Annotated in this window: 29 protein-coding genes, 1 other RNA gene and 1 pseudogene; 23 read left to right on the top strand and 8 right to left on the bottom strand. The window is 40.3% G+C overall.

Annotated elements, in window-relative coordinates; genetic code table 11:
• Positions 1-236: 236 nt before the first annotated feature.
• The 11 genes from AM228_RS00700 to AM228_RS00745 all read left to right on the top strand — a co-directional run bounded on the left by AM228_RS00700 (position 237) and on the right by AM228_RS00745 (position 9,862).
• The gene (locus AM228_RS00700) at positions 237-416 is read left to right on the top strand and encodes a hypothetical protein (protein WP_054464163.1); all 180 of its coding nucleotides are present in this window, start codon (positions 237-239) and stop codon (positions 414-416) included.
• A 75-nt stretch (positions 417-491) separates the two neighbouring features.
• Positions 492-1,610: a hypothetical protein gene (locus AM228_RS31525; protein ID WP_156331439.1), complete on the top strand. Its 1,119-nt coding sequence runs from the start codon at positions 492-494 to the stop codon at positions 1,608-1,610.
• On the top strand, positions 1,595-2,554 hold the full coding sequence (locus tag AM228_RS00705) for a MoxR family ATPase (RefSeq protein ID WP_054464166.1): 960 nt from the start codon (positions 1,595-1,597) through the stop codon (positions 2,552-2,554). Before AM228_RS31525 ends, AM228_RS00705 begins: the two co-directional genes overlap by 16 nt.
• Positions 2,555-3,814 carry a hypothetical protein gene (locus AM228_RS00710; protein ID WP_054464167.1) on the top strand — a complete coding sequence of 420 codons (1,260 nt, stop codon included), beginning with the start codon at positions 2,555-2,557 and terminating at the stop codon, positions 3,812-3,814. It begins immediately after the preceding gene.
• An 82-nt stretch (positions 3,815-3,896) separates the two neighbouring features.
• The gene (locus tag AM228_RS00715) at positions 3,897-4,106 is read left to right on the top strand and encodes a hypothetical protein (RefSeq protein WP_054464276.1); all 210 of its coding nucleotides are present in this window, start codon (positions 3,897-3,899) and stop codon (positions 4,104-4,106) included.
• Positions 4,103-4,345 (top strand): type II toxin-antitoxin system HicA family toxin, encoded by a 243-nt coding sequence (locus AM228_RS00720; protein ID WP_054464170.1) that lies wholly within the window; start codon positions 4,103-4,105, stop codon positions 4,343-4,345. The genes AM228_RS00715 and AM228_RS00720 overlap by 4 nt, the downstream gene beginning before the upstream one ends.
• Positions 4,346-4,446: 101 nt before the next feature.
• A complete protein-coding gene (locus AM228_RS00725) occupies positions 4,447-4,872 on the top strand; it encodes a hypothetical protein (protein ID WP_199317400.1) in 426 nt (141 codons plus the stop codon).
• A gap of 31 nt (positions 4,873-4,903) precedes the next feature.
• The gene (locus AM228_RS00730; protein WP_054464171.1) at positions 4,904-5,398 is read left to right on the top strand and encodes a hypothetical protein; all 495 of its coding nucleotides are present in this window, start codon (positions 4,904-4,906) and stop codon (positions 5,396-5,398) included.
• Positions 5,399-5,696: 298 nt separating this feature from the next.
• The gene (locus tag AM228_RS00735; RefSeq protein WP_054464173.1) at positions 5,697-7,775 is read left to right on the top strand and encodes a HEAT repeat domain-containing protein; all 2,079 of its coding nucleotides are present in this window, start codon (positions 5,697-5,699) and stop codon (positions 7,773-7,775) included.
• A gap of 494 nt (positions 7,776-8,269) precedes the next feature.
• Positions 8,270-8,581: a hypothetical protein gene (locus AM228_RS31530; protein WP_156331440.1), complete on the top strand. Its 312-nt coding sequence runs from the start codon at positions 8,270-8,272 to the stop codon at positions 8,579-8,581.
• A 45-nt stretch (positions 8,582-8,626) separates the two neighbouring features.
• The gene (locus tag AM228_RS00745) at positions 8,627-9,862 is read left to right on the top strand and encodes a DUF58 domain-containing protein (RefSeq protein ID WP_054464278.1); all 1,236 of its coding nucleotides are present in this window, start codon (positions 8,627-8,629) and stop codon (positions 9,860-9,862) included.
• A 344-nt stretch (positions 9,863-10,206) separates the two neighbouring features.
• Here AM228_RS00745 and AM228_RS31535 read toward each other — a convergent pair whose 3' ends face one another.
• Positions 10,207-10,401 (bottom strand): hypothetical protein, encoded by a 195-nt coding sequence (locus AM228_RS31535; RefSeq protein WP_156331441.1) that lies wholly within the window; start codon positions 10,399-10,401, stop codon positions 10,207-10,209.
• Between the two features lie 91 nt (positions 10,402-10,492).
• On the opposite strand from AM228_RS31535, the gene AM228_RS35885 reads away from it, so the two are divergent.
• The 6 genes and pseudogenes from AM228_RS35885 to AM228_RS36620 all read left to right on the top strand — a co-directional run bounded on the left by AM228_RS35885 (position 10,493) and on the right by AM228_RS36620 (position 13,061).
• Positions 10,493-10,627 (top strand): hypothetical protein, encoded by a 135-nt coding sequence (locus AM228_RS35885; protein WP_255353123.1) that lies wholly within the window; start codon positions 10,493-10,495, stop codon positions 10,625-10,627.
• A 385-nt stretch (positions 10,628-11,012) separates the two neighbouring features.
• Positions 11,013-11,189, top strand: coding sequence for a PIN domain-containing protein (locus AM228_RS00755; protein WP_197285183.1), 177 nt, complete (start codon positions 11,013-11,015; stop codon positions 11,187-11,189).
• Positions 11,190-11,388: 199 nt separating this feature from the next.
• Entirely contained in the window at positions 11,389-11,685 is a 297-nt protein-coding gene (locus tag AM228_RS00760) for a hypothetical protein (protein WP_054464178.1), read from the top strand.
• Positions 11,686-11,687: 2 nt separating this feature from the next.
• On the top strand, positions 11,688-12,092 hold the full coding sequence (locus AM228_RS00765; RefSeq protein WP_054464179.1) for a type II toxin-antitoxin system VapC family toxin: 405 nt from the start codon (positions 11,688-11,690) through the stop codon (positions 12,090-12,092).
• A 216-nt stretch (positions 12,093-12,308) separates the two neighbouring features.
• On the top strand, positions 12,309-12,605 hold the full coding sequence (locus AM228_RS00770) for a hypothetical protein (RefSeq protein WP_054464180.1): 297 nt from the start codon (positions 12,309-12,311) through the stop codon (positions 12,603-12,605).
• Positions 12,606-12,611: 6 nt separating this feature from the next.
• A pseudogene (locus tag AM228_RS36620) lies at positions 12,612-13,061 on the top strand (type II toxin-antitoxin system VapC family toxin).
• A gap of 286 nt (positions 13,062-13,347) precedes the next feature.
• Here AM228_RS36620 and AM228_RS00780 read toward each other — a convergent pair.
• From AM228_RS00780 to AM228_RS00790, 3 genes are all read right to left on the bottom strand, one after another.
• Entirely contained in the window at positions 13,348-14,328 is a 981-nt protein-coding gene (locus AM228_RS00780; protein WP_054464181.1) for an MvdC/MvdD family ATP grasp protein, read from the bottom strand.
• Between the two features lie 8 nt (positions 14,329-14,336).
• Positions 14,337-14,903, bottom strand: a complete 567-nt coding sequence (locus AM228_RS00785) for a GNAT family N-acetyltransferase (protein ID WP_054464182.1) — start codon at positions 14,901-14,903, stop codon at positions 14,337-14,339.
• A 78-nt stretch (positions 14,904-14,981) separates the two neighbouring features.
• A complete protein-coding gene (locus AM228_RS00790; RefSeq protein ID WP_156331442.1) occupies positions 14,982-15,212 on the bottom strand; it encodes a hypothetical protein in 231 nt (76 codons plus the stop codon).
• A gap of 205 nt (positions 15,213-15,417) precedes the next feature.
• Between AM228_RS00790 and AM228_RS00795 the strand changes: the two genes are divergently transcribed.
• Complete coding sequence (locus AM228_RS00795) at positions 15,418-16,788, top strand: ATP-binding protein (RefSeq protein ID WP_054464279.1); 1,371 nt, start codon at positions 15,418-15,420, stop codon at positions 16,786-16,788.
• Between the two features lie 115 nt (positions 16,789-16,903).
• On the opposite strand, the gene AM228_RS00800 is transcribed toward AM228_RS00795, so the two are convergent.
• The 3 genes from AM228_RS00800 to AM228_RS00810 form a co-directional block, all read right to left on the bottom strand.
• Positions 16,904-17,143: a type II toxin-antitoxin system HicA family toxin gene (locus AM228_RS00800; protein WP_054464184.1), complete on the bottom strand. Its 240-nt coding sequence runs from the start codon at positions 17,141-17,143 to the stop codon at positions 16,904-16,906.
• Positions 17,136-17,402 carry a type II toxin-antitoxin system HicB family antitoxin gene (locus AM228_RS00805; RefSeq protein ID WP_054464185.1) on the bottom strand — a complete coding sequence of 89 codons (267 nt, stop codon included), beginning with the start codon at positions 17,400-17,402 and terminating at the stop codon, positions 17,136-17,138. Before AM228_RS00805 ends, AM228_RS00800 begins: the two co-directional genes overlap by 8 nt.
• Positions 17,403-17,595: 193 nt before the next feature.
• Positions 17,596-18,747 carry a putative sulfate/molybdate transporter gene (locus AM228_RS00810; protein ID WP_054464186.1) on the bottom strand — a complete coding sequence of 384 codons (1,152 nt, stop codon included), beginning with the start codon at positions 18,745-18,747 and terminating at the stop codon, positions 17,596-17,598.
• A gap of 313 nt (positions 18,748-19,060) precedes the next feature.
• On the opposite strand from AM228_RS00810, the gene AM228_RS00815 reads away from it, so the two are divergent.
• The gene (locus tag AM228_RS00815) at positions 19,061-21,493 is read left to right on the top strand and encodes a GH116 family glycosyl hydrolase (protein ID WP_054464187.1); all 2,433 of its coding nucleotides are present in this window, start codon (positions 19,061-19,063) and stop codon (positions 21,491-21,493) included.
• A 258-nt stretch (positions 21,494-21,751) separates the two neighbouring features.
• Here the strand turns inward: AM228_RS00815 and AM228_RS00820 are convergent, their stop codons facing one another.
• Positions 21,752-22,549, bottom strand: coding sequence for an MlaE family lipid ABC transporter permease subunit (locus AM228_RS00820; RefSeq protein WP_054464280.1), 798 nt, complete (start codon positions 22,547-22,549; stop codon positions 21,752-21,754).
• Between the two features lie 189 nt (positions 22,550-22,738).
• Here AM228_RS00820 and AM228_RS00825 point away from each other — a divergent pair, with 189 nt between their 5' ends.
• From AM228_RS00825 to AM228_RS00835, 4 genes are all read left to right on the top strand, one after another.
• Entirely contained in the window at positions 22,739-23,035 is a 297-nt protein-coding gene (locus AM228_RS00825; RefSeq protein ID WP_054464188.1) for a hypothetical protein, read from the top strand.
• 358 nt (positions 23,036-23,393) lie between these two features.
• Positions 23,394-23,490: signal recognition particle sRNA small type (gene ffs, locus AM228_RS28995), an RNA gene on the top strand.
• 117 nt (positions 23,491-23,607) lie between these two features.
• Positions 23,608-23,985, top strand: a complete 378-nt coding sequence (locus tag AM228_RS00830) for a phasin family protein (RefSeq protein WP_054464189.1) — start codon at positions 23,608-23,610, stop codon at positions 23,983-23,985.
• Positions 23,986-24,042: 57 nt separating this feature from the next.
• Positions 24,043-24,483 carry a hypothetical protein gene (locus tag AM228_RS00835; protein ID WP_054464190.1) on the top strand — a complete coding sequence of 147 codons (441 nt, stop codon included), beginning with the start codon at positions 24,043-24,045 and terminating at the stop codon, positions 24,481-24,483.
• Positions 24,484-24,846: the final 363 nt, after the last annotated feature.

Here is a 24,846-nt window from a genome sequence, read left to right on the forward strand (position 1 = left end):
GCAATTTTCCAGGGCTTGCCGTTGTTTCCATTTGCTTTGTTGGCTATCCATAATTCACCTCTGGCTTTGATTTGTGCCTTTTAGGTGAATTGTTTCTTTGGGCTTTGCCCAATCCAAACTGCCCAAACAAATCGCGAACCTTATGGTAGGATTAGCTTTGAGGCTTGAATCAACCCAGTGCCTTTGGGCTGACTCACCCAGCCCCAGCAACCGCAAATTTTACTGAAAACGTCAGAATGTCACGAAAATACGGCAATCACGAAATTACCAGGGGCAATGTTTTAAAATTTGTTGAGGCAATACTTGCCCTGGCTTATGGGGAGATTAGTATTGCAGAAGATCGGCTGGAGAATACATTTAAAATTGAATGGCTACGAAAAGACGCAAATCAGTTGTTCATATCCGGTGAGACTTGAGTTGTCACCAGCAAAAGAACCGGACGTAAAGAAAAGCAAGAACCAGGCACCACCAAAAAGGATTTATGGATTTTAATGAAAGCGTATTGGCAGGATGAGAAAGCTTTAAGGCTACCGGAAAATCAAGATAATACTCCCATCAATTATCAAAAGTGGGATAATAATAAGCACGCACAAGCTTTTCAGGATATTTTTAGTTGCTTGACAGATTTAGGAATATTTACAGATAAAAGAAAACCTAAAGATATCGAGGGTCGGACTGGTTATTGGCGATTTTCTATAAAACTTAAGTATAATCAGGAGGCAGCTAATAAAAATCAACAATTAGCAGTGATTAAGGATTTAGTGGATCGAGAATTTGGTTTAACTGAGGAATCTTCGCTAATATATGGAAACAGTCAACCGGAACAAACCAGCGAACCCCCTGACCTAAAGTTATATAAAGCCTTACTAAAACTTGACTATACTAAACAACAATCGCTGTTTGAAGAATTTGTCACCCACCACCAAATTGGGGCTTGTTTAATTCATGGGTCGGCAGAGTGTGGCCCACGATGGCTGATGAATCGATTGATTCATCAGGTGCCCAATGGCGGCCCTGATAAGTATGTGAGAAAAATTAGCTTTTCTCGCACTACTCAAAACGGTTCTCTAGACAGTATTTGTAAAGAGATTAGCCGGAAAATTGGCATTTCATCAACGGCTATTTTAGATATTGCTCAAAAAATCTGTGAGTTATGGCGATCGCAAACGGTAATTTTAATTTTTGACAATACCCATAATCTTGACGAAGCTTATTTGGAAAAATTTCTAAAAGAAATTTGGCAACCCATAGCGGATTTAGCCTACAACAAAAAAAATAATCCAACCTGTTACAATTATCGGTTACTGTTATTTTTGCTGGACTTCGACGGATGTACGAATGACTGGAACATCCCCTGTACCCAAGAAATTACCGCAAAATGGCATCCTCGAACGCTGATTAAATTTAAGGAAATAGAACCGATTCCCCCGATGGAATTATCTTGTTGGCTAGAAAAACATCTCCGTGATGAAAATTTGCCCGCGCAACAAACGGTTGTAGATGAAATTTTAGCACAAAGTGAGGGAAATCATCAATATATTATCGAAGAAATTTGTCAACGTTGTAATATTACTTGGGAGGAACAAGAATCAAAATGGCTGAAATATTAGAACCAACCCTAACGCTAAACTATACCGGAAAAGTCCAACCCCCCCCAGGGCATGAGGATGAAAAAGGGCTGATTATTTATCCCTATTTACCCAGTGATGAACTGGTGGAAGCGGTTAATTTAGCTATTACCCTCCAGCGTCCTTTGTTATTGCAAGGTGAACCCGGTTCGGGCAAAACTAAATTAGCGCAAGCGGTAGCATTTGAGTTAAAGTTACCGTATCTTTCCTGGAATATTAAATCCACCAGCAAAGCCCAAGATGGACTCTATACTTATAATAATTTAGGCCGATTGCGGGATGCTCAATTACTAGCCCTAAATCGCGTCACCGACCCAGAAGAAATTCAGCGTCTAGATGACCCTAAAAGTTATCGATATTGGGGGCTGCTGGGTCAGGCATTTATGAATCAACAGCGAACCGTTTTATTAATTGATGAAATTGATAAAGCGGATATTGATTTTCCCAATGATTTGCTGTTGGAGTTAGACGAAAAGCGATTTACCATTCCCGAAACTAAGGAGGAAATCATCGCCAAGCATCCGCTAATTATTTTTATTACCAGTAATGCGGAACGGGATTTGCCGGATGCTTTTTTGCGTCGTTGCTTGTTTCATTATATTGAGTTTCCTCAGCGAGAACGTTTGATTGAGATTGTTCTGGCACATTTTAATATTTCTAAGGATAATCCTGTAATAGACTTAATAGAAACGGCGGTAGATAAGTTTTCCGATTTGCGGGAATTTTTGCAGGAAGAAAAAGGTCAAGGGGCTAAAAAGGTGAGTACCAGCGAGTTAATTGATTGGGTTGATATTCTGCGACGCTATCCCCAAGATGAGGTGAGGGGTAAATTAAATGGTCGGCTTCCTTATTTGGGAGTTTTGTTGAAACGCTGGGATGAGTATCGCCGTTATGTAAAGGGAGTTGAGGAGGGAAATAGCAAATAAATGATGATAATTAACCCGACGCAAGTTAATGATTTGCCTTTGCGAGATTTGTTCGATCGCCTCCGGGAGGTTGGCTTTGTTTTGGGCATTGATGACTATCAACTTTTGTTACAATCTTTGATGGCGGGTTTTGGTTTAGGTGACAAACAGGCTTTAGGGAGATTGTGCAAAAGTCTATGGGTTAAGTCTCAGAAAGAAAGCGAGATTTTTGACTATTATTTTGAGGCTTACTTTAAGAGTTATTTTATGGAGGGAATAGGAGAACCAATTCTTAAGGAAACGGTGACATTAGCCCCAATTGTCCCCCCAGATTTTCCGCAAAAAACTGAGGATAATTTAACTTCAGATACTTCAGATACTTCAAAGCCAGAACTACAACCAATAACCGATTCTAGTCCATTACCGAGTCCATCACCGAGTCCATCACCCAGTCCATCACCGAGTCCATTACCCAGTCCGTCATTGAAAAAAGATGAGCAATCTGTTACAGGATTGACTCAGGATTTTGTCGTAAATCACGATACGGATTTTGCGCCTGAAATTTCTTTAAAATTTCAGAATGAGGTACAGGTTGCCAAAAGCAAACAAAGGGAATTTAGTTATCTGTTGTTGGCGGATTATTTGCCGGTGACGGGTCGGGAAATGAAACAAAATTGGCGTTATTTACGCCGCACAATCCGCGAAAGCCCAAAGGTTGAAGTGGATGTGGCAGCGACGATCAAACAGATTTCTCAAGAGGGATTTTTCTTGAATCCCGTGTTAGTTCCCCGACGAGTTAATCGAGTGGAATTGGTTTTGTTGTTGGATATTGATGGTTCAATGGTGGCGTTTCATCGGTTGGGAGATAGAATTAAGGAAACGGCAATGCGAGGGGGACGGTTGGGTCGATCGCAGGTGTATTATTTCCACAATTGTCCGGTAAATTTTCTTTATCGCGATCGCGCCCGATTAGATTATTTAACGATTGATCAAGTCTTGGATAGATTATCGCCTATATATTCCTCTGTATTGATTTTTAGTGATGCCGGGGCAGCCCGGGGAGGTTATAGTGAAGAAAGAATAGAATTCACGGAAAAATTTATCCGGCAGTTGCGACAAAAGTTACGCTATATGGCGTGGTTGAACCCGGTTCCCCAAGACCGTTGGGCTGGGACAAGTGCGGGAGTAATTGCTCAGTTTATGCCTATGTTTGAGTGCGATAAAGTTGGTTTAAAAAATGCCATTAAAGTGTTACGGGGTAATTTGGTAATTACTGGTTAATTACTGGTGACTAGGTTTTTCCTGGGAACATGGATTAAGACGATCGATATATTGGAGGTTAATATTGGAGGTTATGTCAGCGATGAATGAAATTATTTTTTTGGTAGAACTTGATCTCGAATTTGGATATATTGCCAAAGCCCTAGGGGAATCGATTATTACCCAAGCTGATGATTTGGAAACTCTCAAGACAGAAATTAAAGATGCCGTTCGCTGTCATTTTCCTGATGAAGCATTACGACCTAAAATAATTAGGCTGCATATTGTCCAAGAGGAGGTGATTGCATCGTGAAATTACCTAGGGATCTATCCGGTCAAGATTTAGTCAAATATCTCAAAATATTTGGTTATGAGGTTAGCCATCAAACCGGGAGCCATATTCGATTAACTACACAGCAACAGGGAGAACATCACATTACTATTCCGGCTCATAATCCTTTAAAAATTGGTACATTAAATGCCATTTTAAAAGATGTAGCGAATCACTTGGGTTTAGATCGAGAAGAGTTACGAAATCAATTATTTAGTTAATCTAGATTTACTCCTGGTTCCCAGGCAGAGCCTAGGAACGAGGGATTCTTGATATAAACTTGATATAAAATTGAACAGTTAATCAAAGCGAGAAAACATCAGTGGCGATCGATAATAATATCAATGGTCAACCCATAGAACCTAAAGAGTCTGTTAATGGACTTAAGCAAGTTGTACTATCTACAACACTATACACATTTGGCAACAAACAGAGTCCTCGTACACCACGTCAGGGTAAAGATATTGCGGTTGAAAATAATCAGGTTCAACCAACCCAACCCCCAACAGGTGCATCAACTTTTGCAGATATTGACTCTGCACCTTTGACCGGACACTATCATAGACTAGAGAAAAATACTCTGTTGCCTGAAGGTCTTGACGTAATCGCTGATGGCCGAGATGTTGGCGGTCCTCATTCACCAACTCATCATACTATCTATCCTAACCGAAAAATGCTATTCACAGAATTTGTGGATAAATTTCTAAACAGTGGGTGGGTTTACGTTGGGAAGAAAGAACTAAAATAACTTAAAACCTAAAAAGTAAAAAAGGAGAATTATGCTAAGTCAACAATTAACTACTCAAAATATTGACTTGTGGCAATCCGTTGTCACCAGAGAATTAGGCTATATTCAGAGTCGTCAAGAATTTCTGAACAGTTGTACAGACCGAGTAGCCATGCTTCAACAAGGATTACAAAATCCCAGAGAAAGAGGTACGGCATTACGATTATTTTTTTCCCTAAATTTATCAGAACGTCAGCGTTTATTCAATGATTTAGTCTCTTTAGCCACTGTTGCTCATGCCGATATTGAACTATGCCGAGAAGCGATTCTTTCTCTGCCGAAAAATTGGTTATTAGCCAATATTGAAAACAGTGCAGAGGAGTGGTTGACTGATGGGACGGATGAAGAGTATCGGCGGTTATTAGAACTGTATATTAAGATTGACCATTGCCTGACTGAAAGGTTAGCGCAACGAGCGTTACAACATGAAGATCCAGATGTTAGAGAAGCCGGAGAAGATTTCCAAAACTATCTGAAAAAGAGATAATTTAGCATCAGCTTTATAACGTAGATTGGGCATTGGGTTCCTACATGAAATAAAGCAATGCTTAACAGAAAAATGTTGGGTTTCGTTCCTCAACCCAACCTACGAAGAGTTTACTCACAGATCAATGTTGGGTTTCGTTCCTCAACCCAACCTACGAGGAGTTTACTCACAGATCATATCAGAAGAAAAACTGTCATTCCCGCGAAGGCGGGAATCCAAGGATTTACGGCGCGGAACGAAAAGTGCAATTAATTATGTTCACCTACTTAAATAATCAGAATAATATTATTAATTAACTATGAAAATTGATGCTGCCCAACGGCGAATTGCTGCTTTTGAAAAAAGGTTTGGTTCTGCCCATCTTGATTTAGCTTGCCATGCGGCTTTACCCTTGGCTTTAACCCCAGATTTACTCTATTGTATCTGGGGAAATTTTCAAAGGGATATTGAACAAAAATTTCTGGGGATTCCTTGGATTGCGGTGTCGGATTTAATCCTTTCTAGTCTTTGTGATGAGGTGGGGGATGAACTTTATGAAATGGATCAAACCGTGCGCCAAGAGTTGCTGGAAAGGTTGAAGCAGAATCGCCGATTTGGGGAAGAACGCTTGCAAGAAGTGGCGGGGTTGTTGCTGGCTTATGTACGACGGGATTTAAATCATCCTGATTTTTATTATAAAGATTTTGCGGAGTCTCAAACTTGGGCGGCTTTAGCTTATATTAATCCACAAGAGTCGGTGAGAATGTTGGTGGCAGCTTTTGAATGGGCGCTTGGAGAGAATCAAGCGGATTTAATGCGCTTGGTTACTCTGACGGAAATGCTGCATCAACCGATTCCAGAGTTTGAAAAGTTACTGATTTTTGCCCGCGCAATGGGGCATTATCGCCGCAAGAAATATGAGGAGGCAAAAGGTGAAATTATTCAGTTAACGATTAAAGGCGATCGAGTTGATTTGGGGAATAATATCACTATCTCTATTCCTCCAGAGTTGTTAGAACTGATTGCCAGTCCCCCGGATACTCCCCAGGATGAAGAAACTCAGAATCAAATCACTGAGTTGCTTAAAGTTATCGAAACTACTAAGAGTGAAAATACCCGTAGGCAGGCAATTCGGAGTTTAGGGAAAATCGGACAAGGTAATCTTATTGCGATCGCGGGTTTGCTTAAAGTTATCGAAACTACTCAGTATGAATATACCCTTTTGCTGGCAATTCGGAGTTTAGAGAAAATCGGACAAAGTAATCCTATTGCGATCGCGGGTTTGCTTAAAGTTATTCAAACTACTCAGGATGAATATACCTGTATTCAGGCAGCAGTGGGTTTAGAGAAAATTGATCCAGGGAATTCAGCGGCGATCGCGGGTTTGCTTAAAGTTATCGAAACCACTCGAAATGAAAATACCCGTAGGGAGGCAATTGAGAGTTTAGGGAACATCGGACAAGGCAATCCGGAGGCGATCGCGGGTTTGGTTAAAGTTATCCAAACTACTCAGGATAAATATACCCGTTGGCAGGCAATTCGGAGTTTAGAGAAAATCGATCCAGCCAATCGAGAGGCGATCCCGGGTTTGGTTAAACTTATCGAAACTACTCGGAATGAATATACCCGTAGGGAGGCAGCAGAGAGTTTATGGAAAATCGATCCAGGCAATCCAGCGGCGATCGCGGGTTTGCTTAAAGTTATTCAAACTACTCAGGATGAATATACCTGTATTCAGGCAGCAGTGGGTTTAGAGAAAATTGATCCAGGGAATTCAGCGGCGATCGCGGGTTTGGTTAAAGTTATCGAAACCACTCGAAATGAAAATACCCGTAGGGAGGCAATTGAGAGTTTAGGGAACATCGGACAAGGCAATCCGGAGGCGATCGCGGGTTTGCTTAAAGTTATTCAAACTACTCAGGATGAATATACCTGTATTCAGGCAGCAGTGGGTTTAGAGAAAATTGATCCAGGGAATTCAGCGGCGATCGCGGGTTTGCTTAAAGTTATCGAAACCACTCGAAATGAAAATACCCGTAGGGAGGCAATTGAGAGTTTAGGGAACATCGGACAAGGCAATCCGGAGGCGATCGCGGGTTTGGTTAAAGTTATCGAAACTACTCAGGATGGATATACCCGTTGGTGGGCAGCAGAGAGTTTAGGGAAAATCGATTCAGGCAATCTAGAGGCGATCGCGGGTTTGGTTAAAGTTATCGAAACTACTCAGGATGAATTTACCCGTTGGCAGGCAATTGAGAGTTTAGGGAAAATCGGACAAGGCAATTCTGAGGCGATCGCGGGTTTGGTTAAAGTTATCCAAACTACTCGGAATGAAGATATCCGTAGGCAAGCGATTGCGAGTTTAAGGAAAATAGACCCTGGGAATCCTTATTTATAAACAATATCTTCAGCAACTTATAAGTAGGTGAACATAATTAATTGCACTTTTCGTTCTCCGCCGATAGGCTGTGGATTCCCGCCTTCGCGGGAATGACAGTTTTTCTTTTGATATGGTCTGTGGTGCATTTATTTCTGCCCACCTACTTAACAGGGTATTCCTGTGTCCGGTGGTTTATATGTCAATAAAATGGCCAAGCTATTGATAAATGAATGGGTTTTAATTGCGATCTGAATTTGGTGGGGCGACCCAAGTCGGACAGATAGGCGAATAGAAACCCATCCCCGGTTTGATTTTTTATTTTATTTATTTTATATATTTTATATAATTGTAGGGGCGAAGCATGACCGCAAATAATTTATCGGTTAAAACCAGAAATTTATTCCGGTCATGCTTCGCCCTGAACCCAATGTTTTTATACCCAGAAACCGGGTTTCTTCTGGGCTACCAACAGTTATCTTTGTCACCGAAAAAAGAAACCCGGTTTCTTAGACTTGAAAAGCGGAGATTTTCTGCGGGAATGCGATCGCCCCTACAGGCAGATATATTATTATGATTATCCCGGAGGGCGAAGCATTCCCGTATATAGGTTATTGGTGAAAAGCGGAGACTTTTTGCGGGAATGCTTCGCCCCTACTTGGCAGAAAAGCGATCGCATATACCCAGAAACCGGGTTTCTTCTGGGCTACCAACAGTTATCTTTATCACCCAAAAAAGAAACCCGGTTTCTTAGAGTTGGCAGAAAAGCGATCGCCCCTACAGGCAGATGGGAGTTTTCCGACCGCATAAAGTTAAGATTGTCCTAGAAAATCCCTTTATAGACGTAGCAACAAGGCCGAATAAACATGGATATGAATCACAGCGATCGCATCTCTACCAAAAAAGCCCGTGAGAAAATCCGCCACAAAATTGCCAACTGGCTGGAAACTCGGTGGGCCACACCCGCTTATGCCGGTTGGTTACTGTTGGCTTTGGCGATTTTCTTCTTTGGGGCGGCTACTAATACTATGTCCGGTTGGTTGTATGTGATTAGTGGGGTGACGATCGCACTTTTATCGATCGCTGCGGTGTTGCCCGTGCGATCGCTGCGTTCTTTGCAACTTCACCGTATTTCTACTCAACCCATTAGCGCGGGGGATGACCTCAGAATTGAAATAGAAATTACCAATCCTACGTCCCAACCGAAAACTCTATTACAAATCCAAGATATTTTACCTTGGGTCTTGGGCGAACCCGTAACCACCGCGATCGAAGAAATTCCCGCAAATCAGGTTTATCGCTGGGTTTATTATCAACCAACCCAACGACGGGGAGTTTACCATTGGCATGAAGTCCAACTGAGAACCGGAACTCCTTTGGGCTTATTTTGGTGTCGGCGATCGCGCCAAGTCCCGGCAACGGCGATCGTTTATCCCAAAGTTTTACCCTTAAACACCTGTCCCCTGATCGAAAATATCGGCGATCAAGAAACCAACCAAAATCAAAGCGATCGCCGATTCCATAACGCCAACGAAGGAATCACCCGGAACCTGAGACCCTACCGCTATGGCGATCCGATCCGCATGGTTCACTGGCGTAGTAGTGCGCGTTACGGAGAACTCCGCGTCCGAGAATTAGAAACTTCCACCGGGGGACAAGAAGTAGCGATCGCCCTTGATAGTGGCAGTCCGTGGAATTTTGACTACTTTGAACAAGCGGTCATTGCCGCTGCCTCGCTATATTTTTACGCCAGTCGAAATCAAATGAATGTCCGACTTTGGACTGCCACCACAGGTTTAGTTCATGGCAACCGCCGAGTTTTGGAAACTTTAGCCGCCACCAATGCCCAAGAACCGACCTCAGCAGAATTACCCAGTATTCCTGTAATTTGGCTCACCCAAAATCCAGAAAGTCTTAATAATTTACCTCCGGGCAGTCGTTGGGTATTCTGGCCGAACTTAGAGGCAAAGAAACCGGGTTTCTATAAGAATGTTGGTGGGGTGGCAGAGATTATACAAAGAAACCCGGTTTCTCATCAGACTTTCCCCGGCATCCAAATTGACCCAGAGCGATCGCTGCAACTGCAACTGCAATCGAGGAGCAAATAATTCCCGCTTACCAGCAGAAGGATCAAATAAAATTTCCCGCAAAAATTTCCCGCAAAAATTTCCCGCAAAAATTTCCCGCAAAAATTTCCCGCAAAATCTGTAATTTCTCCGATGATAGGTGAAACCCCTTATGTACTATGTTATAGTATGTATAATTGATACTCCCTCTTAGGAAAATTTTCCCTCGACTGCATCCACTAACGGAACCATTGAGTAATCCTTTGTCAGTGCCAGTCGAGAGATTGTTCAGTGTAGTTTAATATGATCTTTGTTTTCTGCACCCTCGTCCACCCTCGCCCACCCTCGCCCACCCAAGACCTGCGCCTCGTCCACTCAAATTCTAATCATTTTTGTGATTCAGGCATCAGTTTTGATGACTTCCAGTGGCGTAGACTGAGATTAATCTTATGACTTACCTCCTTTTTGCGAGAATGGCGATCGCTAGAGATGGTCTGAACGGGCAATAAAAAAAGAATATTTTCCCCGGTAGCCCGGTTTGAGGGAGTGTCATTACCGTTAGCCACTTGAAACAGTGGCACATAACGGGGTCTGAAACTTATGAGTATTTTCTACATTCTATTTATATAGAGTTTCTGGCTGATACTGCTCTGATATGGGAGACACCCAATTATGTTACAAAAATTTATTCAAGCGGCGATTATTACCGGCTTACTTCAGTTAGTCCTCAACCTGAGTCCGCCGAAAGCTTCGACCAGCGTTAATATGAACTTATCTCAAGTTTTATCCATGCTTGCGGTTGATTAGCTCCTTTAATTTTCGCTATTAAACAAATGGCAACTTTTATTTTTCAAAATTATGCAAAAGGGTTCAGAGTAATCTGAGCCCTTTTGTTATTGGTTATTGATTATTGATTATTGGGTAGGGATTCTTTGGGTAGGGATTCTTTGGTTGCTCTCCCCCGCACCAGAAGCACCAGAAGCACCAGAAGCACCAGAAGATCCTCTGCCCCTCTGCTCCACACCCCGTTGCCCCTTCCCTAGGAGATGATTTGGCAATTTTAGAAAAAGCCGCCGAAGTTCATAAGCCACTGCGGTCTTGGGGTCTCCCCAAGTAGAGAAGCCAGTGCGATCTTGGGGTCTCCCCAAGTAGAGAAGCCACTGCGGTCTTGGGGTCTCCCCAAGTAGAGCAAGTGGCGTCAACTGGCGCCAAGTGGCGTGCTAATCTAAGATTAAGAGGTTTACCGATTCAAGCTGAAGATATTTTAATTGCGGCGACTGCGATAGTCAAAGATTTAATTGTGGTTTCTAATGATACTGATTTAGCTAGGGTTGAGGGTTTGAATTTAGAGAATTGGTCAGAGTTATAAAGCGATCGCACTTTTCCCACAAACAAGCGATCGCACCCCTAACCCTAAAAATTATCTTACCAATAATGGTAATTAGTGATAATTGTAAGCGGATATTTGGAGATGTCTATGTTAGGATAGATGAGCGATCGCATTATCGCATTATATGGCCGAAAATTCAAAAACCTGATATAATAGTCATCAAAGCGAGGTAATAATTATGTTATCAACAGATATTAGACAAGAATCAATGGTTAAAAGAATTGAAAATATCGTTTCCATTTTGATGGAGGAATATCCTTTATTCAAAGAGGATCTGAATTATTCAGAAATCGTGGCACACTTAGCTGAAGTGTTTGAAAAATGCTTATCTTTTGAAGAATTTAATAGTATATCAGAGGAAAGCTTAAAAAATCGTTGTGATAAAATGATGGCGGTACAACTTTTGGCTAAAATAGGTGAAGATTTTACCCCGGAGCAAATGGCTATTTTTGAAGACGCAATTAAACGGAAATAATTATGAATTATTTATTAGATAGTAATATCGTGTCTTTGGCAATTAAGCAAAATATTCAAATTTTGCAAAAAATTTTAGCTGTTGATGCTAAAGAAGAAAATATTTTTATTAGCTGTATAACTTACTTTGAAATTAGGAGAGGATTTTTAGCTGTTAATGCTCCTAAACAACGGGCAAGATTTGAGGATTTTTGTCAAAAATATCCGATTATTCTTTTAGATGATTTGGCAATTTTAGAAAAAGCCGCCGAGATCCATGCTAATTTAAGATTAAGGGGTTTACCGATTCAAACTGAAGATATCTTAATTGCGGCGACTGCGATAGTCAAAGATTTAATTGTGGTTTCTAATGATACTGATTTAGCTAGGGTTGAGGGTTTGAATTTAGAGAATTGGTCAGAGTTATAAAGCGATCGCATATCTTCCTACCAGAAAAGCGATCGCATATCGCACCCCTAACCCTAAAAATTATCTTACCAATAATGGTAATTAATGATAAGTGTAACCGCAAGGATATTTGGAGATGTCTATGTTAGGATAGATGAGCGATCGCATTATCGCATGATATGGCCGAAAATTCAAAAACCTGATATAATAGTCATCAACGGTAGAGAGGTAATAATTATGTTATCAACAGATATTAGACAAGAATCAATGGTTAAAAGAATTGAAAATATCGTTTCCCTTTTGATGGAAGAGGATCCTTTATTCAAGGAGGATCTGAATTATTCAGAAATGGTAAAGCTTTTAGTTAAGTTATTTGAAGATAATTTACCTTTTGATGAGTTTAATAGTATGTCAGATGAAGAATTGAAACAACATTCAAGTGGCATATTAGCCATAGAACTTTTATCAAAGATTGGAGAAAATTTTACTCCCGAACAAATGGCAATTTTTGAAGACGCGATTAAACGAAAATAGGCGATTATGGATTACTTATTTGATACTAATATTTTTTCTTTAGCTATTAAGAATAATATCTCAATTAATCAAAAAATTAGAGAACTTAAAGCTCAAAGAAAAAGCATCTTTATGAGTTGCATAACTTATTTTGAAATTAGGAGAGGATTTTTAGCTGTTGATGCTCCTAAACAACGGGCAAGATTTGAGGATTTTTGTCAAAGATATCCGATTATTCTTTTAGATGATTTGGCAATTTTAGAAAAAGCCGCAGAAGTTCATGAGCCACTGCGGTCTTGGGGTCTCCCCAAGTAGAGCAAGTGGCGTGCCAATCTGAGATTAAGGGGTTTACCGATTCAAACTGAGGATATTTTAATTGCGGCTACTGCGATGGTCAAAGATTTAATTGTGGTTTCTAATGATACTGACTTAGCTAGGGTTGAGGGTTTGAATTTAGAGAATTGGGTGGATTTATAAAATTTTATTAATCAACTGATTTTTAACAAATGTAGCAGCATGGCATCGTTAATTTATTCTTATTTTACTAATAAATAACCTAAAAAATGCGATGCCCAAACCCATCAATAATTGATAATTAAATTAATGATTTAAATCACAAAATTGGGGCATGATATTTTAAAATTTAACTGTATGTATCATATTTGATGTTGTCATGCCCCTACAATGTAAATTTAAGGTGGGCAGTGTATCTAAATTGTTAGTGATAATAAAACATTAAAAAAGCATTGCCCACCCTACAAACTTATTTGACTTTTGATATTAACAATAAATCAATCATTGCTTCACTTAGTTTTCCGTTAGCAACTTCATCCACCCATTGCCATTGACCATTACAATTATTTTCTAGGAAAATATATTCATTATTAGGAGTAACAATAAAATCCATTGCTGAAAAAACTAAGCCTTGATGGTTAACAAATTGAAAAATTTGTTTTTTTAAAATATCAGGAATTTCTACTAATTCTTGTTTCATGTTTGCTGGTGATAACCCCCTAAAGTCAATCCGAGAAAGCTCATTATCTTGAGAATATATTGCTAAAGCAAAAATGCGATCGCCAATAACATTAATTCTTAACTCATAAGTTTTTTCTATATATTCTTGAAATAAAGTAGGACAAATTTTTATTCCTTCTATATTGTCTTTAACTTCATTAATATCAATAAGACGAGTATAAAAAGGAAAAATATGTCCATCAATTTCAAAACTAGGCTCATCTAAACTTTTTGTGCAAACTTTTGGATTTTTTTCAAAAAAATTAAGCACTTCTTGAGGATTATTTGTCACTAAAGTTTTCGGTATTTTCATACCTAATTTTTTAGCTAATTGTAGTTGCTGTAATTTAATTCTAGCTCGATGGAGAGAAGGTAAAGGATTAACCCACATTGCTGTATCATGAGTACAAAAATAAAGTCCTCTTAAAAGAGCATTACATTGAGATTTAATAAAGGCTTGACTTCCTTCTTCCAAATGAGAAACTTCTATATCTTTTGGTCTTCTAAACCAGACACTTAAAACATCTTGACTGTTAAAAATACGTTGAGAATCAACAATTTTAACATCAAAATCAGAACCATTACTTGTTATTTCTGTGTTTGACCACAAATCTTCTGTATTTAATCTGATGACTCTATCTTGTAAATTACGGTGATTAAGTTTATAAATCACTAAATCCGCATGAGAATCTTCTTTAGAAGTTACAATTAAAATTATTTGTTTTGACATAATATTCTTTAGTAATTTAATTTGGCGAATGTTTGACAAATACGGCTATCAAGAAATTCATTTTTTAGCAAAGAATAAATTTTGACATCTACAAATTCTTGTGTAATATAATTAAAAGCGTGTTGTCTTAAAATTCCTTCTAATTGAAACCCAGAATTTGCTAATAGTTGAAAACTCGGAAAGTTAAAACTATAAACTTGACAAGTAACTTTATTCATTTTCATTTCTAAAAAAATATATTTTAGAAAAAAGTAAAGTCCAACCGACCCATAACCTTTAGCTAGTAAATCTGGATCGACTCCTCCAACTAAAGAACATCTTTTTGTTTGACGATCTTCTATTAAAATATTACCAAAAACAATTTGGCTAAGAGTTTTCAAATCATAAACCATCAGGCGAATGACATCTGGATATTGACCATCAATTTTTTGATTTATATATTGTTCTTTATCAAGATTAGAATTATGTAAATTTAAGTCAAATGGTAATGACCACTTATCAGATAAAAAACACTTTAGATAAAATTCCCGATCTATTTCAGCTACAGCGTTTCTAAGTTGTAGATTTTGAAACATATTTAATGCTAAAATTGTATTTTATTAAGGTGGTTTTAACAATAAATAGAACCACCCTATAAGAATTAAAATCTCATTTTAATCAGTACCTTTATCATCATTAGACTCATCGCTATCGCGATTAATTGTGCCAGTTGTCTTCGCTACTAAACTTGTTGTAGTAGGTTCACTTGGTCCTCCCATTTCTATTAATGATGAAACTTGAGTTTTGGGATTATAATCCCATTGATCGGGTATAGGTTCATATCCTCTTTTTTCCAGATCAAATTCATCACGGGTAAGCATTGCGATTGGTGTTGCTGTTTTCATATTTGATTATCCTTTCGTCCTTTGTTTCTAGCTTAAACCTAGTTTTTATCAAGATAATCTACTCATTCCTCTGATTTCAATACCAAAAATTCGGATTTTTACGGGAGTTTTGTTACAAAGTGTTAAGCAAAAATACGGAAAAGCACGGAAAAATCGGGATCAAGGTAAGCTATAATAGCTGTAACCTTTACCCTATATGGCTTTTATGGATGTAACGGAAATTTTACAATTTGTGGATGGCCTAGTTTATCAACACACCGGAAAACACCTCGATGATGTGCAGAGGGCTGTGGTTAAAGGATCTTATGAAGGAGACACCTATAATGAGATTGGCGAAAAGAATCGTTTTAATAAAAGTCATGTTGGTGAAGTGGGGGGTGACTTATGGAAACTTTTGTCTGAAGCTTTAGGTGAGGATATAAAAAAAACTAATTTTCGTTCTACATTAGAAAGAGTATATATTAAATCATGTGACAATTCTTTAAATGTTTATAATATTAATGGAAATAATAATGTATATCCTCCACAGATATTAGACAATAATTTTCAAAAAAATAATACTCAAAAAAGTGAGCCTCATAAGAAGTTAATATCATCTTATCGCGATTTAACCTTTGCGCCTAAAGTAATCAAATTTTATAACAGAGAAACTGAATTACAAACCCTTTATAACTGGATATTTAATCAAAATACTCCTTTAATCTCGGTTCTAGGATTATCAGGAATTGGCAAAACTGCTTTAGTTAGAAGATTTATTGATTTAAACTTAGATAGCTTTGAAGTCATTATTTGGAAAAATCTTGAACTAACTCCCTCCTTAAATCAAATTATCACCGAAATATTAACCACAGTTGAAACTCCAGAAATTTTAAAAAATTCGCCGGTTAGCCAGTTATTAAATTTATTTAAAAAAAAGCGATGTTTAATAATTATTGATGATGTGCAGCATATCTTTACTCCGGGACAATTTGCTGGACAATATCAAGCTGAATCTAAAGATTATCAAAAGTTTTTCACAGCGATCGCTGAAACAGAACATCAAAGTAATATTATCTTAATCAGTCAAGAAAAATGTGCTGATATGCAATGTTTAGACGATCGCCTATATCCCGTTAAAGCTTTAGAATTATTAGGTTTAGATGACATTAATATTTTAGACAATACAGGTTTAAATAATCAAGATAGTTGGTTAAAATTAATTCAGCTTTATGAAGGTAATCCCACTTACTTAAAAGATATTGCCAGTTTAATTCAAGATGTTTATGATGGTGATGCAGCAGATTTTTTGGCAGAAACTAGCTTGGTTATTACTCAAAATATGCAATTTTGTTTTAATAATTTATTTAACAGATTATCACCAATAGAACAGCAAATAATTTTAGAGTTCAGTAAATTAGATCGCCCTATGTCGAGAGAAGAGTTAAAAGAAAATTTAGCTTTGTCTTCAGTGGATTTTGTTAAGGGTTTACAATCTTTAAAATACAGATATATAGTCACAAAGATTAAGTCGGATAAAATTGTGTTTAAATTGTCTCCAGTATTTAGGGAATATGTGAGAAATTATTGCCAAGATTGAGTGACGATCGCGTAAATAACGGCAAAGAAACCAAGAAACCGGGTAACTGCCTCCAATTTTTGCCACAATACCGAGATTTAAAATAAGAAACCCGGTTTCTGAGACTCCACGCTGATTATTTAATGAAAATTTCAATTTCCTCATCGGTGAAACCAAATTGTCTAAAAATTCTTAAAACATAAGCAGGAGACATTTCTTTTGCCCCCATATCAATCGGCACAATTCTTTTTAGGTCTTGAAACTCTCGAATGTATAAAGAATGGTCTCCTTTTCCTTCTCGATAAAATTCACAACCGGCTTTTTCCAAAATTTTAATCAGTTGTTTGGGTTTGAGGGCAGGTATATTTTTAGGCATACACTTTCCTCAATTCATAAACATCTGTTTTTTCCTCTTGGTCTTCTATGGTTAAAAATTCATGGAGTTCTTGAATTGATATAGATCCAGAATAAACATCACTGTCTGATTGATATATCTCTTCCATAGAGGCGATCGCTTCTTGAAGTCGATCAATCGCCTCTTCTGGACTATTGCCTTGCCCAACTAAGCCATTCTCTAAACATAATGAAACCCAATATTCTTGGCTTTTTCTTAAAATAACCGTATAAAAATTCATAGTCGTTGATTTCGTCTGTTGAAATTTTCCCTATTATAACTTACAGTCAGCGCGGTCAAACCAAGAAACCGGGTTCTCCGTTGCTTTTACCACAATAGCGAGATTTAAAATAATCCCAAATCCGGTTCCCGCGAAGGCGCGAAACCTGCGCGGAGGTAAAGCCCTGGGGCGGAAATTACAGATTCCTTAACACCTACATTTGCGTAAAAAAAGTTAATCGGTTGGATAAATAATAAAGTCCTGTACCAATAATCATTCCCAGGATATAACCTTGAGGCACTAACAAAGCAAAAAGCCCCACAATTAAGGCAATAATAAACTTATTTTTTTCCGCAGCTTGGTCAGCAATCAATAACAGCAAAGTTAAAGATTCAAATAAAAGAATTACTCCCAAAATTGGCTGGGGAAAAACTTGCACAACTTCGCCAAAAACCGGGCTAAAAAATAAGCCAATAATCAAATACATTGAACCATATAAAATAACGGAACCCCCCGTGCGGGCACCGAGGGCATAATGACCCGCTAAACCGCCACACCCATGACACACCGGAATTCCGCCAAAAAAAGGTGCAATTACATTTGCGATCGCATAAGTCAGACCAATTCGTCTAATGGAAACCCTTTGCTCTGGAAACAAATCTTTTACCGTCTGCTCCGTGGCAATCAAAGAATTGGAAATTGACAAAGGAATTTGTGGTAACGCTAAAATCACAAAACCAGTCAAAATATCTGACCATTTCGGCTGATAAAATTCTGGAATTGCCAACCCAATATTTGACCCAATCTCCTGAAAGTTTAAACTAAACAATCCCGCATATAGTAATCCCAATAAAATCACCGCAATTCCGGCAGGAATCCGACTATATTTTGGGGTAGTAATCAGAATTAAAAATCCTAAAGCGGCGATTATATAGCCGGGAATTCCTGCTGAGGGAATATAAGTTTTGAGAGCTAGGGATGCTAAGGAAAGTCCTAAGCCAAATTGAAGCCCCCGCACCACACATAACGGAATCAACCGAGCCAGTAAATTCAGACCCCCACTGAGGGTAAGTATCAGCATAAAAATGCCAATAGCTAAACCGGCACCAAACAAAATTTCCCCAGGTACTTTTTGGGTAATCACTAATACTGCCATCGCTTTCAGGGGCTGCATGGGCATGGGTAAGCCATAGAAAAACCCGGCGAACATCTGAGAAATACCAAAGATAATAAAGACACTGGCACTGTTTAAATTAACGGCTTGAATCATGCCGACAATTAAGGGTAAGTCAGTCCCGATATCCCCGAAACTGCCCGCGATTTCATGGCGATTAAATTTAACTTTTTTACCAAATTTACCAAACATGAATTATTTTTACTCTATAATTGTAGTAGTGATTATTAGCGATTATTAGCGATTATTAGCGATTATTAGCGATTATTAGCGATCGCATTTACACCTAAAATTTAGGCTTTTGTCAATCCCCGGATGATCTTAGTTATTGGTTATTCGTTATTCGTTATTGGATGGTGGCTGCTGAACAAACAACCAACAACCAACAACAAATAACCAACAACAAATAACCAATAACGAATAACAAAGAACCAAGGACTAAGGTCAACTAATTGATATCTTGGTTTTATCCATCATCGAATCACATCAAAAAGCCAAAATATCTATGACGCGCCCAGATATCCCTGCTTATACTTGGAATCGTCCCATTGGTCTTGGTTGGGACAACCCCTACACTGTCCGCTATGCCAGCAATTTAGACGATGGCCCTTGGCATGGTATGCCCTTGGGAGGATTTGGGGCTGGTTGCATTGGCCGATCGCCTCGCGGTGACTTTAATCTCTGGCACCTAGACGGGGGCGAACATACTTATAAAACCTTGCCCGCTTGTCAATTTAGCGTCTTTGAAGAAGCCAACGGACGGCGGCAAGCTTACGCCATGTCCACGCAACCGCCAGAAGATGGCAGCCTTTCCGCCTGGAAATGGTATCCCCCATCAACCCCAGAGAAAACCACCGGGACTTATCACGCTTTATATCCCCGCAGTTGGTTTGTCTATGAAAATGTGTTTCAAGCGGAACTAACTTGCGAGCAGTTTTCCCCTATCTTGCCGGGAAATTACCAGCAAACCAGTTATCCCGTAGCAATTTTTGAATGGACAGCCCATAACCCCACGGACCAACCCATCACCGTGAGTATTATGCTCACTTGGGAAAATATTGTCGGTTGGTTTACCAATGTGTTGAAAAATCCCGAAGTGAAAGTGCGGGATGATGGATCGCCGGTTTATGAATATCAACCCCGCTGGGGAGAAAGTAGCGGCAATATCAATACTTTAGTAGAAGATTTCCATCGGCTTGGCTGTTCCATGACCGGAACCATCAGCAGTCCCGAACCCCAAGAAGGAGAAGGAAGTTTAGCGATCGCCACCATGACCAATGCAGCGGTCGAAGTTTACTACCACACCCGATGGAATCCTACCAGCAACGGTGCCGATATTTGGAACTACTTCGCCAAAGACGGCTTTCTCCTCGACCAAGAAGACGAAAGACCCGCTGCACCGGGAGAACGGACAGCCGTAGCTTTGGCGGTCAAATTTACCCTCAGACCGGGCAAAACCCGGAAAATTCCCTTTATTCTGGCTTGGGACTTGCCCGTGACGGAATTTGCCGCTGGGGTTTGCCAATACCGCCGTTATACCGACTTTTTTGGTCGCAACGGGCAAGGAGTCTGGTCAATGATTCGGGCGACCCTGAAAGACTATGACTTATGGCGCAATCAAATTGAAACCTGGCAGCAGTCGGTATTAGATCGACAAGATTTGCCCAGTTGGTTGAAAATGGCCTTATTTAACGAGCTCTACATTCTCACCCAAGGGGGCACCCTCTGGTCGCCAGCGGATGAAGAAAACCCCCAGGGACGGTTTGCGGTGCTGGAATGTCTTGATTATCGCTGGTATGAAAGCCTGGATGTCCGACTGTATGGGTCTTTTGCCCTACTGATGCTATGGCCGGAATTGGATAAATCGGTGTTGCGGGCTTTTGCCCATGCCATCCCCACCAGTGATGATACGGTGCGGATTATTGGCTATAACCAAGCCCAAGCAGTACGCGGCATTACCGGGGCGACGCCTCACGATTTGGGGGCACCGAATGAGCATCCTTGGCAAAAAAGCAATTACACCAGTTATCAAGACTGTAATTTATGGAAAGATTTGCCCTGTGATTTTGTGTTGCAGGTTTATCGGGATTTTCTGCTGACTGGGGCCGATGATTATGAGTTTTTATGCGAATGTTGGCCTTCCATTGTGCAAACCTTGGCTTATCTGAAAACTTTCGATCGCGATGATGATGGAATTCCCGAAAATAGTGGGGCACCTGACCAGACTTTTGATGATTGGCGGATGCAAGGGGTCAGCGCTTATTGTGGGGGCTTATGGCTGGCAGCTTTGGAAGCAGCGATCGCGATCGGTAAAACCCTAATCGATCACCCACCGATTGACGGCATTTATGATTGGTCAATTCCCGATCCAGAAGCAGTTACATCCACCATAGAAACTTATTATAATTGGTTAGAAAAAGCCCAACCAATCTATCAAGAAAAACTCTGGAATGGGCAATATTATCGCCTGGATAGTGAAAGCGGTTCTGAGGTGGTGATGGCTGACCAATTATGCGGTCAATTTTATGCCCGTTTATTGGGATTACCAGATATTGTGCCGTGCGATCGCGCCGAATCTGCCTTAAAAACCGTCTATGATGCTTGCTTCCGAAAATTCCAAAACGGTGAATTTGGTATGGCCAATGGGGTAATGCTAGATGGTTACCCGGAAAACCCCAAAGCCACTCATCCCCTAGAAGTTTGGACAGGAATTAACTTTGGATTAGCCGCATTCATGTTACAAATGGGCATGAAAAATGAGGCTTTTGAGATTACCAAAGCGGTGGTAAATCAAATCTATGAAAATGGCCTGCAATTCCGCACTCCCGAAGCGGTGACGGCGAATCAAACATTCCGGGCAAGTCATTATCTTCGGGCGATGGCAATTTGGGGAATCTATGGTATTTTAACAGACTTTAAACCATCGGCAAAGAATTGAAATGGATAATTATTAATAATTATCCATGATTCACTATCCACGCTCGATTGTGCAAATGAGGTGGTGCGTTACGTCGCGGAATTTAAATTTTTTGTTCGGGGTCAAATATTTAGTGCTGCGACTAACGCACCCTACCGTTGTGTCCATTTTTAAAATGAGGTGGTGCATTACGTCGCGGAATTTAAATTTTTTGTTCGGGGTCAAATATTTAGTGCTGCGACTAACGCACCCTACCGTTCGACCTTTCCCCACCCCAGATCACAGGGCTTGATTCATTCCCGCACCGATGCCCTGAAACATCAACCAGGATAAAAAGAAATTAAAAATAAAAATTGCCAACAGAGAGGTGACAACTGCTGTGGTCGTTGATTGTCCCACCCCTTTAGCGCCACCCGTGGTGGTTAAACCCCAGCTACAGCCAATCACCCCAATCAATCCACCAAACACAAAGGCTTTCACCATCGCGCTAATCAAATCCCAAGGGGCAAGGAAGTTTTGCACCGATGACATAAAGACACTGGGCGGAATGCTGTACATAATCTCAGCCACCCCCATGCCCCCAAGTAGTCCCATCACCAAACAGAAAATGGTCAACAAGGGCAACATCAAACAACAGGCGATTACCCTGGGAATTACCAGATAATCAATCGGATCGGTTTTCAGAATATAGAGGGCATCTATCTGCTCGGTGACGCGCATGGTGCCAAGTTCTGCCGCAAATGCTGAACCGACACGCCCAGCTAAAATTACAGCGGTCAGCACTGGGGAGAGTTCTCTGGATAAAGAGAGGGCTAAAACACCGCCAACGACACTGCCTGCCCCAAAGTTGAGAAACTCTCTGGCTACTTGAATGGTAAACACCATGCCCACGGTTGCCGCTGTGAGTAGGGCGATTAAAAGAGAATCCGGGCCAACGCTGACCATTTGCTCTAAGGTGTTGCGGCGGTGAATTTTGGCAAAGAGCAAATGGGTGATTACTTGGCCTCCGAGTAAGATGGCGGCCAGTAAGCGTTTTGACCATAATCCAAGGGGGGAATTAGAATTTGTTTGACTCAAGACGATGACAATAAAAGTAAGGACTAAATCAACTTTAAAAAATTTACGAATCTTCAACAAGTTTTTTGATCAAAACTGAATATTTATAACATTTTGATCGCCCGTCGGGAAATTAGGCTTATTCTAGAAATCAGAACGAGCCTAAACCTCGTCCGCTTAATGTAATTTAGGGAGTCTGATAGACGATTGATGAGTATCTTACCAAGTTTTCTGCGTTCATTGTTCCTCACGACCCTGGTTAGTTTTATGGCGCCGAGTTTATTGCTCGGGCTACTGTTTCTTTGTATCTATTTGTTAAGTTATTTGCCCGGACTGCAAGGTTTTACTCAATTTAGTGGCGATCGCTTGTTACAATTCTTAATTGTCTTTGGCAGTGGGGATCCCTGGCAAGGCGTGTTAGCAATTGCCCTCTCTTGTGGACTGGTTGGAGGTTTATTTGACACCTATGCATTTTATCAGTACCACAATATTCATCCTAATAATTAAGAATTTGTACCCGGACAGTGTTTTATCGCCATTTTTATTAGATTTTATATGTTCAAAAAGGTGCGGATCCCGAAGCGGGAATCGCACCTTTTAGTCCCCGAACCTAGCAGCAGTCTCCCCATACCCCTTCAATTCTGCGAAGAAGTCACGCATCAGTTCTTGTAGCATAGGAGTTGCAACTTGTGGCTAGATCAACCCAGTCAGCCCCGGGGCGGGACTCTGGGTAAAAATCAAATCAGCATCCACCTGCGGATTTTGTTCCTGTAGCCAGGGGTTCAACCCCTTGGCTGACGATAGTGCAAATAAATTTTTTTCCGAGATGGTTCAATTTTACAAAAACCATGATATATTCATAAGTGACTCGGACCCATGCGGTGCCAACGCCCAAATCTTGTCAGGACCGGAAGGTAGCAGCAACACGGGATGCTTGGAACAGGCGTGGTATCCGGGTCACTTTTTTTGGCCAATTCTTCCAGGTTGTCAGTGGGCAGTTGGCGAAATTCTGGCATAAGCTGGAATAAGTCCACAAGATAATCTGATTGATCAAATAAGTCAAAGGAGCTCGATTGGCAATGGCTGGTTTTGGAGATATGGTTCAAAAAGCCTTTTACCTAGGTGTGGGGTTAGCTTCATTAGCTGGGGAAAAAGCCGGAGGAACGTTAGGGGAATTACGGGATCAAGCCCAAAAACTGGCGGCGGAATTAGTCCAACGGGGTGAAATGAGTACGGAAGAAGCCCGCCGGTTTGTGGAAGATGTGATGCAGCAGGGGCAAAAAACGGCCTCTGAGTCCCCGACGGCAGCCACAAATCAAAATAAAGAACCGCGACGGATTGAAATTATCGAAGATGACGAGGAACAACCAGCCTCGAAACAGCCGGATAATGTAGATCGGTTGCGGCAACAAGTAGACGCCTTAAAAGACGAACTACGTCGGCTACAGAATCAATAGAATCAATAGAATCAGTAACGGATTAAGGGCGATCGCAAAAAAACATTTTTCTTGCTCATGGAATATTGGCCAAATTATGATTGGTTAAAAATGCTGGAAACACTGACTACCAAAGTTTCGGCTGAGGTGGATCAGTATTTCCAAGCCCTCACTGAAGAGGTGACAGAAATTGTTGATGAATTACGGGAATTTCCCGAAGATATTTTCCGGGAAGCGGAGGAATTTGGGGCAGAATTCAACCAGCTAATTCTGACTGAAATTGAAGACTTTTTTCAGCAATTTATTGACCCGATTTTTGAGTTTGAAATCGAAGTAGATGAAGTCAACCCGGAAGCGGAAATCTTTATCAACTATGTGGAACCCAGTCCCGAACAATATCCCGCTTGTGTGGGCTGCCAAAATTATCACGGCTACGTTTACGCAGGCAATGTGTTAGTGTGTGGGATGCATCCTTATGGCTGGGAGGAAAAAGAATGCCCGGACTGGGAACCCAAATAATTTATGATGGATGATTCATCGTTAATTGCTAATTTTTAATTGTTAATTGTTATTGGTTATTTGTCCATGAAAACCAATAACAATTAACAATTTTTTTATTTTTTTAGCTTTTATAGTTATTTATAGCAGTAGCCAAGGCAGTTATAACATATAATAATACGAAAGAGAAAAACAGAAAACACGCTCGAAATAGAGGCACAAAATGGCCAAGCCTTATAGTGAAGATTTACTTCAAAAAGTTATGCGATTCTCAACGATAGTCTGTCTAAAACCGAAGCCATTCGGGTGTTTAACATCAGTCGCAATACCACTTACTTGTGGCTGAAGCGTCACGCCCTTTCCGGTAGTTACAAGGCTTTGCCC

It is taken from the genome of Planktothricoides sp. SR001, assembly GCF_001276715.1.
GTDB lineage: Bacteria > Cyanobacteriota > Cyanobacteriia > Cyanobacteriales > Laspinemataceae > Planktothricoides > Planktothricoides raciborskii.